Origin of the sequence: Peribacillus sp. NPDC058002 (assembly GCF_042886655.1) — a bacterium.
GTDB classification, from domain to species: Bacteria; Bacillota; Bacilli; order Bacillales; family DSM-1321; genus Peribacillus; species Peribacillus aracenensis.
The window spans coordinates 1-10,079 of record NZ_JBHVQU010000136.1 but is presented as its reverse complement, the minus strand read 5'-3'; the positions used below and the strand labels follow the sequence as shown (position 1 = coordinate 10,079).

The window sequence follows — 10,079 nt, the reverse complement described above, 5'->3', positions numbered from 1 at the left end:
GGAATATATTAATTTTAAACCTAATGCCAGAGAAAGAAAAAACGGAGGCCCAGTTACTGCGCTTTCTAGGCAATACTCCGATTCAAGTAAATATATCATTCCTGCGCTTGAGCACACATGAATCAAAAAACACAAGTAAATTTCATTTAGATCAATTTTACAAATCATTTAATGATATCCGCACGAAGAAATATGACGGCTTGATCATTACAGGCGCCCCAGTAGAAAAGCTGGAATTTTCAGACGTTAATTATTGGGAAGAACTGCAGAGTATCATGGATTGGTCAAGCGAAAATGTCACATCCACCCTACATATTTGTTGGGGGGCACAGGCTGCCCTGTACCATCATTATGGAATAGGCAAATACGAACTTCCAGAGAAATGCTTCGGGATATACACCCATGAGGTCCTTGAACCGAATGAAAATCTAGTCCGCGGATTCGATGATTATTTTATGGCCCCTCATTCCCGCCATACGGATATTGACTATCAAAAATTAGTTAACCATCCGGAACTGAAGCTTCTTGCACAGTCCGATCAAGCCGGTGTATTGATTGCTGCTTCAGTTGATGGAAAAAGAATTATGGTTACCGGCCATTTCGAGTATGATGCCGATACCCTTGGTGAAGAATACAAGCGCGATAGGGAGCGTGGAATCAATACACAACTCCCTGAAAATTACTTTCCTGATAACGATCCGACCAAGGTTCCTCTTCACCGATGGAAAAGCCATTGCAGCCTGATGTTCTCAAATTGGCTGAACTATTATGTCTACCAATCAACCCCTTATGAGTGGGATTGAAAGGGTAAGAAAAAAGAAGCTTTCACTTTTAAGTGAATCGTTTATTGGGCAGCCACTTCCGATTATCATGGGAAACAACCTGAGTTTCTGACTCAGGTTGTTTGTTTCATGATTCCTTATTGCCGAAATAAACCTCTTCAAAAGGTTGGACGACCACAAATCCTTGACCTTCGAATTTCATTTGAACAGATTCGCCGCTTCCCCTTCCAAAAAACGACTTCAGTGAAACATCCGTTACGAATTCAGGCTGCAATTCCCCTGACCAAGCCACTGTGGCATTCGGGTCCGTATAGACCGGATTCCCATGTTCAACCATTAAAGTAAGCGGCTCATAATGGGAAGTGAAGGCAACCATGCCTCTCCCCTCGAGCCTTACGTTGAACAATCCACCCGCCAATAACCCGGCAATGCGCCGCATCATTTTTATATCCCATTGAATCCCCGGCTCAAATGCAAGTAAATCATTTCCGTTAACACAGATCGATTCACCATTTAACTGTAAAATGGAAATCTTCTTTCCTTGATCCGCGACGTACAGCTTGCCGCTTCCAGTCGCCTTCATCAAAGATGCACCCTCACCTGTCAAAGCCTTTTTGAAGAGTTTACCAAGACCATGCTCCAAGATACCTTCCCGCTCGAATTTAATATGGCCGCGATAAGAAATCATCGTCCCCATCTTTGCCCAGATCTGCTGTTCCAAATTAATCTCCAAAATCCGTTCCGTTTCAAGTTCGAATAAACCTTGCCCTTTATCCTGCTGTTTCGTCTTTTCAACGAATTGATCGATTTGATACTTCTCCATCACTGCCCCACCTCTTTTTGAAGGAGGAAAAGCCACATGAACGATACAGCTTGCTTTAACTCCTTTGAAAAATGCCCTAGTTTTGTATAGTCCACCCCTCTCTTTGCAACTCCGGTATCTGCCACTGCCTTCCATCCGGTTTCTAAAGCCATTTTTTCAAATTCCCAAGGCTGCATTGTATTCATGATGACCTTATCTCCTAATAACCGTTGAAAACTGAATTTTTTTCGTGGTTCAGCTGTTGGACCAAGTATTCCAAAACAGACATAACCGCCAGGCTTTATTACCCGTTGAATTTCCTTCAACACCGTTAATGGTTCACCCGTATATTCCAAAGAATTAATGACCATTGCCGCATCCATTTCTTCATCATTGAATGGAAGATTATAAAAATCCCCTTGCAGGAAAGAAAGTTCTGGTTGTTGAGCGGTTTTCCCCTTTGCAAATTCGATCATCACATTGGATAAATCAACTCCGGTCACTTCAAATCCCGCTTCGGCCAATTTCAAGGAACCAACTCCATCTCCACAGCCAATGTCAGCCACCTTCACTCCCGAAGGTACATATTCAGAAAAGAAAGGAATAATGTTTTTCCGGCTCCCCGTTTCCCACATTTCTTGCGAATTCTTCACCCACATCGGTGCAAAAACATCCCATTCCTTTTTCGATTCATTATGCCATGTATGTAAATTCATCAGAAATTCCACCCTCCTAACTAGGCAAGTTCCTACTATATTAATAACACTCAGTTTCCAGAATCAAATTACCGGGGCTTCTATATAGCTATTCTGCTCAAAATTAAAAAATCCTCTTTTATATAATCCGTTCAGGAATACAGGTGATTTGCAAATACATAAAAAAAACTGCCGACGGCAGCTTATTTCGAATTTTCTTCATTTCTTTTTTGTATCTTTCGTAAATCCTCGACACGGTCAGGGGATTCTTCAAAGAATTCAACCAGGTCTCCAACCCTATCGATGGCATTCCAACTAAGATGGTGTTCGATTCCCTCTACATCATGATAAATATTTTCTTCCTTGACCCCAATCAACCTTAGCATCTGTTCTAAAAGTTCATGACGGTATACGAGCCTTTTACCAACTTTTTTCCCATTTGCAGTTAAAACAAGACCCCGGTACTTTTCATATATCAAATATTTTTCCTGATCAAGTTTTTGAACCATTTTTGTAACAGAAGAAGGGTGGACGGAAAGGTTTTCGGCAATATCGGAAACTCTTGCATACCCTTTTTCTTCGATAAGTAAATAAATTTGTTCTATGTAATCCTCCATGCTTGGTGTAGGCATTCGGAATCCTCCCATTCAAACGCATATCTAAAAATTTTACTATATAAACGACCCCGAAACAAGAAATTATAAGTCTCAGGGCGCCTTTAATGAAGTTTCTTCTCAAGTTTGCTTGACGTTTCGTTCTGTCGGGAATGTAAAACTGATCTTCTTTTCAGAGTCGGACCAGGATAAAATGGCATCAAAGGTCTTTTCCCCTTTTTTAAAACCGCTTATCAAATCCGTTTCACCGCTCGCCAACAGCTTTTTTATATTTGCTTGACTGATTTTCTTATTAAGGATTTTTTTGGAGATAGTGAAGTTACACTTTGTTTTTTGATAACTTACACATCCATAGAATTCCCCTTTATCGACAATCTTAGAACCGCATAGTTTACAGCTGCCCACAGATGCTGAACTTCTCTTTTTTGGGCCGCTTCGTTGAATCGACTCGGTGTCCAGCCCTTGAAAATTCCAGCTTTCCGATGATTCCACGGCATCACTGATAATTTTTGCTGACATCTTTTTAACAGCTTCCATAAATCCGCCAGCTGATGCCTTTCCTTCACCGATTTCCCTTAAACGCTGTTCCCATTTGGCTGTCATCTCGGGTGAAGCCAGGATTTTCTCCCCAATCGCAGTAATCAGCACTTTCCCTTTATCTGTCGCAAACACCTGGTTTTTTTTAACATTGATGTATTTACGGTCTTTTAGCATGGTAATGATGCCAGCCCGGGTTGCTTCGGTTCCAAGACCCTCGGTTTTCATCAGCACCTTTTCTAACTCTTCATTATCCAGATGCTTTCCGGCAGTCTTCATTAAAGTGATCAGCTGACCTTCTGTATAGCGCTTAGGAGGCTGGGTTTTTCCTTCTTTCACCTTTATATTGGCGACCTTTCCAGAATCCCCTTTTGAGACGGACGGCAAAATGATATCATCGTCTTCCTTGTCATTTTGGAAAATCACTTTGCGCCATCCCTCTTGAATCTGCTGCTTTCCTTTAGAAATGAATTCGGCACGCTTATCGACAAGCGTTTTAATGGTGGTGTAATCGAAAATGGCTTTCTCATAATGGGCCGCAATCAAGCGGCGTACCACCAAGTCATAAATATTCCGTTCTTCAGCTGAAAGTCGCTTTGGATCGGTTACCTGCTCCGTCGGGATGATAGCATAGTGATCAGTCACTTTCTTTTCATTTACAAACCGTTTATTATTCATGATGTTCGGTTGTGGCAAGGGAAACAGGGATTCATATTCCGAAAATCCGCTTAGTTTTTGCAAAATATCGGGAAATGTTTCAGCTTCCCCCTCCGTCACATAATTGGAATCTGAACGTGGATAAGAAACGATCCCTTTTTGATATAAACTTTGTACGATATCAAGCGTCTGTTTCGGTGAATATTTATAAATCTTGTTCACAGTCGCTTGCAATGAAGAAAGGTTAAATAACAAAGGCGGCTGAAATTCTTTCCTTTCTGTATCCATTTCAGCTATTTCAGCTTCCTTATCCTTGCAAAAAGCGGCAATTTTATCAGCCATTTCTTTTGTCTTGATTCTCGGATCATTGTTCTGCTGCCATTTTCCCTTATATTTCTTCCCATCCATCTTGAAGTCAGCGAACACTTCCCAGAACGGTTCGGATTTGAATTGCTCAATTTCCATTTCCCGCTTCACAATCAGGGCGAGTGTCGGTGTCTGAACCCTTCCAGCTGAAAACACATCCGAAACGCCCCTTTGTTTCAATAAAATACTATACGCTCTCGACGCATTCATTCCCACAACCCAGTCCGCGCAAGCTCTCGTATACGCTTCATAATAGAGCGGCCTGGTTTTTTCCTCACTCTTCAGATTTTGGAATCCCTCATAAATCGCTTTTGGGGTCAAAGAGGAAATCCATAACCGTTTCATCGGTTTATTGACATTGCATAGATTAACGATGTTGCGTACAATCAATTCTCCTTCACGCCCGGCATCACCTGCATGAATGATTTCATCGACTTCCGGTTTCCTAAGCAAAGTCTTCACAACATTGAATTGCTTTGCCTTTTGTCGGGTCACTTCATATTGAAATTTCTCAGGAATCATCGGCAATGTTTCCATCGACCATTTTTTCCATTTTGAATGATAGGTTTCCGGCGAAACGAGTTGACATAAATGCCCGACGGCCCAAGTTACATAAGCTCCATCGGGAAAAAGTTCATTCGGCATGATTTCTATATAACCTTGCTGTTTCTTCTTTTTAAATTGAGCCGCAAGCGTTGAACCTTGATCGGGTTTCTCCGCAATGATTAGCTTCATGTTCAACTTCACCTAATCCGTAAAAAAATATCTTCCCCTATCATTATACCTTAATTATCACAATCGGCTAGATATGACTTCGTTTTTACTGAACTGTCCCGGAAAAGCATGAAATGATTTCTTTACTGCGACGAAGATTGGGAATTTCCGGCTGATGATAAAAGCAGTCGAATAGGCAGATTAATTTACAAAAAAACTAGCTTCATTAATGGATGGCCAACATAGGAATTGAACTACATACAAAAACAACACATACAATGCTAAATGTTCCTTTTCTTACCCTCCATTGGTTAGATGAAGATGAGGAAATAAATTTTTTGATATTATTAATACAAAAGTACAAAATGTATATAACTTTCTTTTGTTATTCCAAATTGTCTGAGAACTTCTCCAGTTTTTGGTTTAAAATAGGAATATTGTAAGATAAATCTATTTTTCTTGTATGATAAAGTAGAATAGTAGGAAAATGAATCGAAGGATGTGGTATTATTTGATGTTAAATGTAAAAAAAATGTCGTTTGTTGTTTTTATTTGTTTCTTGTTTTTTATTCCAAATTCAATCTTTGCTCAAGAAATTTTACACAATGGAAGTAAAGGACAAGCAGTTTATGACTTACAAGAAAATTTAAAGAAAATGGGTTATTTTAAAAGTCAACCAACAGGGTATTATGGTTCAATTACTGATCATGCAGTTAAACAACTTCAACAAGATTCTGGAATATTAACAGATGGAGTTTTCGGATTCCAAACACAACAAAAATTAAATAGTATTGAAATGATGGCCAGGGTTGTTTATGGAGAAGCTCGAGGAGAAACTTATGAAGGAAAAGTGGCTGTCGCTGCAGTAATTTTGAACCGAATGTCAACGCCAGGTTTTCCTAAAAATACTTACGATGTTATTTTCCAGACAAATGCTTTTACAGCTGTACATGATGGGCAATATTATTTGACCCCAAATAGCTATTCTTATCGAGCTGTTATTGATGCATTACAGGGTTGGGATCCTACTCATGGTTCTGTTTATTATTATAATCCGTTCTTGGCAACAGATGAATGGATTTTCACAAGGCAAACAGTCATTAGAATAGGCAACCACTTATTTGCAAAGTAAAACTAATCACATACATATTGAGGAATGATATTTTTATAGTTTCGTATTATAAATATCCCATTAACTATGTCGTGTGGTATAAAAGGTCGGGCAGTATTTGCCCGACCTTTTTGGTGGCACCCCCATAAGAAAAAACTGCCTTAAAGACAGCTACGATCTTCAGCTAACGCACCCGCTAGTTGAAAAGAGTGAAAGTTAAATTGTACCTTTCATTCTAATTACATTCACACCTAACTCAAATTTAAGTTCTACCATTGCTTTTTTTAAAGCTATTGCTTGCTTGTTACTAGGTGACACATGAAGGTGATATTCATCAACTCCATTGTTTTTAAAGAACTTGAATCATAAATCAGCCATTTAGTTCAATATCTATCTCCTTAAACTTTTGAATTATATTTGATGTTTCCCCTTATTTTCCGTACACATTTGCTTATAAACAATAGGAAGTACAATTCCCTTGGTTCCAATAGAAAAAAGCGATTACCTGGTATAGGAACCGCCTTCAACAATCTTTGCAAATTCATCAAGAGTAGTCGAATACTTGATATAAATTCGTGGTAAAAGATAAAGTTCATCTTTAATGCCCTTCACAGAAAATAGTTCAGGAGTTGTCGTAAGTCCAAATAAATAATATTTCTTCGTTTCTTCTACGACTTTGTCATTGAAATTTCCGTATGGATACGCAAGAGCATTAACTGGTTTGCCTGTTATTTTTTGAATTTTATCTTTGGACCCTTTCAGTTCATATTCATAATTTTTTATTTCCGTCAAATCAGGATGTGTAGCAGTATGAGACTGGATTGAGATTATACCCGAATCAGCCATCATTTTTAAATCCGATTTAGATAATCGGTTTGAACGACCGATAAAGTCAGAAATAACAAAAATGGTACCACTTGGTTTAAAACGTTCGTCTTTAAGTTTTTGAAAGATAGCGAATGCATTCAGATTGTTTTTGTATCCGTCATCAAAGGTAATGAAAATGGGTTTATTTGCTTTATAAATGTCTTGCCAACGATCGAAAGTTAATAATGTGTAGCCATGTTCTTTTAAATAAATCATTTGTTTCTGGAAATTATCAGGAGTTACATATAGCTCCTTAGAACCTTGCCCAGTAAACTCGTCAATCGAATGATAAACTAAAATAGGTACTTTTCGTTGAGCAAAAACTTGTGATGGAAGAATTAAAATAAGAAGACATAGGAAAAACATTACAAGCTTTTTCATAAAATTCCTCGCTTTGCATCATTTTTTATATCTTTTCAATTTATTGTGCCTCAGGAAGCATGGTTCTATTATGATTTCTCCCATTTTAAATTTTATCTCCCATTGATCAATGGTAACTTTGGTAATCCCAAATGAAAAACTAATTTCTTAAAACACTAATGAATCAGACTAACTGCCACATTAGCTCTATAAGAAAAAGAGCTGCCAAAGCAACTCCCTTAGCATTCCTGTTGATCTTTAAATATCAGGTTTAAATAAATAGAACCCCTCAGTAAGATACGAGTATAGAGACCAATCTAACTCAAAGTCTTAAGGAGGTAGCCCTACTATGAATTTTAAAATGCAAAACAAAATCAACTAATTGAGAATTACGGATCAACATCTAGTTGTTGGTGTGGATATTGCCCAACACGTACACGTGGCCCGTGCTGATGGTTAGGAGGAGCATATATCGAGTAAAGGTTTAGCGGAATATTACCTGTATTGGTTACATTATGCCAAAATATTGTATTTATTGGTCTTCTTATTAACAACTTGTCCAAACCAATCAATACTTTTCATCATAGAATGAATATAAATGATTATAAGATATGGAGGAAACAAACCAGTGAGTGACATAGATTTTTCAAATGATTCTCCTAAGGGCCCTAAAGGAAGACTAATTACTGGCCATTCAAATGAGTTTACTTCAGATACACTTGGCTTTCTTACCCGTTTAGCAAATGAATATGGAGAAGTTGCTAAAATTCGTTTTGGACCTTTCCAAAATGTTTACTTCATTTCAAATCCAGATTTAATTAAACAGGTACTTGTAACAAAACAAAAATCCTTCTTGAAATCAAATGACTTCCAAGCTTTAAAACCATTACTCGGAGAAGGCCTTCTTACAAGTGAAAAGGAAATTCACATGCGCCAAAGAAGGCTTATTCAACCTTCTTTCAAAAAATCTCATATTAGCAATTATGCACAGGATATGATTGATATAACAATGAACTATATTTCCACTTGGAAAAACAAGGAAGAACGGATTATTACGGAGGATATGATGAGCCTTGCTCTCGGTATCATCAGCAAGACCATGTTCAGTTTGAACCTCAAAGAAGGATATGACGAGCTCGGGGAACCTATAGAAGCATCTATGAGAATTGCTGTTAAAAGGATGAGGACACTTCTTCACTTGCCACTATGGGTTCCCACTAAAAATAACCGTGAATATAAAAATTCGATACAAAGACTTGATAAAGTGATTTATAATATTATTGAAAAACGTAGGGCAGATTCAGTGAGACATGAGGACATGCTTGGGATTTTAATGGATGCTCGAGATGATGAGGATGGCTTAGGTATGACAAACCAGCAGGTACGTGATGAGCTAATGACCATTTTCCTTGCCGGTCACGAAACAACTGCAAACGTGCTTTCCTGGACCTTATACTTGCTTTCACAACACCCTGAAGTGGAAACTAAACTTTTCAATGAAATAGATAACGTAATCGGCAATCGTAACCCTACTCCTGGCGATTATATGAAATTAACGTATACACAAAATATTATCAATGAATCAATGCGCATATACCCTCCTGGCTATATCATATCACGGAAAGTGGAGGAGGATGTGGTAATAGGAGGATATCATTTTAAAAAAGGCGATATGATCCTGTTAAGTCAGTATGTGATGCACCACAAGCAAGAGTATTTTGATAATCCAGAGTCTTTTAATCCAGAGCGATTTGAAAACAACTTTGTGAAAACTCTACCTCCGTTCGCTTACTTTCCGTTTGGCGGAGGGGCAAGAGTTTGTATCGGTAATCATTTCGCAATGATGGAAGCTGTGCTTGTCCTAGCGTGCATTGCTCAACGATATCGGATAAGGCTGGCGCCGGACCATCATGAAGTAAAGCCACTTCCGTCTATTACACTCAGACCGAAGCGTGGATTGCGCATGGTAGTCGAAGAGAGGAATATAGGGGGTATCCAACAAGAAGATTCTGAAATTTAAAGAACAAAGTTGTCACTCTACACCTAGTGAAGCCCCCCTTAGTTCAATAAAAAGACTGCCGCATCAACCCTAGTTTTTAAGTGATTCGCGGAGACAACAGCCAGGAACTCCTGCATAATGCACAGAACTAACAAAAGAAGAACCAACAAAGCATTGGAAAAAGCAAATAAAGAAAAAGCCCCATTCCTACGGGATAAGGTAATAGAAAAGTTATCAGCTTCTAACCTCAAACCCCTCTCAAGTAAAGATATTGTGACTATGAACAGAGAAATATATAATTCATAAAACAAAAAGGTGCACTCAGTTTAAAGTGCACCTTTTTTCACATCCAAATATCCCCATAAAGTTTTGCCTCTTTCCTTTATGCCGCCAAACAATCCAGAATATTATTGGTAATTCTGAGAGATTACAAAAGTCCTTCCAGTCCGATTCAATTTTTTTCAAAACAGAATCTAAGTATGATTGTATTTTAAATCTCTCTTCTACTAACCTCCCTCTATAAACATTGATGTATCAACGAGGAAATTGAAGCGGAAGACTTAAACAGAGTATTG

Annotated in this window: 8 protein-coding genes and 2 pseudogenes; 4 read left to right on the top strand and 6 right to left on the bottom strand. The window is 38.4% G+C overall.

The window, feature by feature from the left end:
- A partial coding sequence (locus tag ACFVSH_RS18785; RefSeq protein ID WP_387707286.1) for a homoserine O-succinyltransferase occupies window positions 1–803 on the top strand: 803 nt, incomplete at its 5' end.
- Between the two features lie 106 nt (window positions 804–909).
- On the opposite strand, the gene ACFVSH_RS18780 is transcribed toward ACFVSH_RS18785, so the two are convergent.
- From ACFVSH_RS18780 to ACFVSH_RS18765, 4 genes are all read right to left on the bottom strand, one after another.
- On the bottom strand, window positions 910–1,605 hold the full coding sequence (locus ACFVSH_RS18780) for an AIM24 family protein (protein ID WP_260288173.1): 696 nt from the start codon (window positions 1,603–1,605) through the stop codon (window positions 910–912).
- On the bottom strand, window positions 1,605–2,300 hold the full coding sequence (locus ACFVSH_RS18775; RefSeq protein WP_387707284.1) for a class I SAM-dependent methyltransferase: 696 nt from the start codon (window positions 2,298–2,300) through the stop codon (window positions 1,605–1,607). The genes ACFVSH_RS18780 and ACFVSH_RS18775 overlap by 1 nt, the downstream gene beginning before the upstream one ends.
- Window positions 2,301–2,482: 182 nt before the next feature.
- The gene (gene mntR / locus ACFVSH_RS18770; RefSeq protein WP_192205202.1) at window positions 2,483–2,911 is read right to left on the bottom strand and encodes a transcriptional regulator MntR; all 429 of its coding nucleotides are present in this window, start codon (window positions 2,909–2,911) and stop codon (window positions 2,483–2,485) included.
- Window positions 2,912–3,013: 102 nt separating this feature from the next.
- On the bottom strand, window positions 3,014–5,188 hold the full coding sequence (locus ACFVSH_RS18765; protein WP_387707282.1) for a DNA topoisomerase III: 2,175 nt from the start codon (window positions 5,186–5,188) through the stop codon (window positions 3,014–3,016).
- A 493-nt stretch (window positions 5,189–5,681) separates the two neighbouring features.
- On the opposite strand from ACFVSH_RS18765, the gene ACFVSH_RS18760 reads away from it, so the two are divergent.
- The gene (locus ACFVSH_RS18760) at window positions 5,682–6,299 is read left to right on the top strand and encodes a cell wall hydrolase (RefSeq protein ID WP_387597272.1); all 618 of its coding nucleotides are present in this window, start codon (window positions 5,682–5,684) and stop codon (window positions 6,297–6,299) included.
- 480 nt (window positions 6,300–6,779) lie between these two features.
- On the opposite strand, the gene ACFVSH_RS18755 is transcribed toward ACFVSH_RS18760, so the two are convergent.
- Both ACFVSH_RS18755 and ACFVSH_RS18750 read right to left on the bottom strand, forming a co-directional pair.
- A complete protein-coding gene (locus ACFVSH_RS18755) occupies window positions 6,780–7,526 on the bottom strand; it encodes a polysaccharide deacetylase family protein (protein ID WP_387707280.1) in 747 nt (248 codons plus the stop codon).
- 422 nt (window positions 7,527–7,948) lie between these two features.
- A pseudogene (locus ACFVSH_RS18750) lies at window positions 7,949–8,026 on the bottom strand (cupin domain-containing protein); the annotation flags it as partial.
- A 107-nt stretch (window positions 8,027–8,133) separates the two neighbouring features.
- Here ACFVSH_RS18750 and ACFVSH_RS18745 point away from each other — a divergent pair.
- Window positions 8,134–9,525, top strand: a complete 1,392-nt coding sequence (locus ACFVSH_RS18745; RefSeq protein ID WP_387707279.1) for a cytochrome P450 — start codon at window positions 8,134–8,136, stop codon at window positions 9,523–9,525.
- 76 nt (window positions 9,526–9,601) lie between these two features.
- Window positions 9,602–9,810, top strand: a pseudogene (locus tag ACFVSH_RS18740) (3-hydroxyisobutyrate dehydrogenase); the annotation flags it as partial.
- Between the last annotated feature and the right edge of the window lie 269 nt (window positions 9,811–10,079).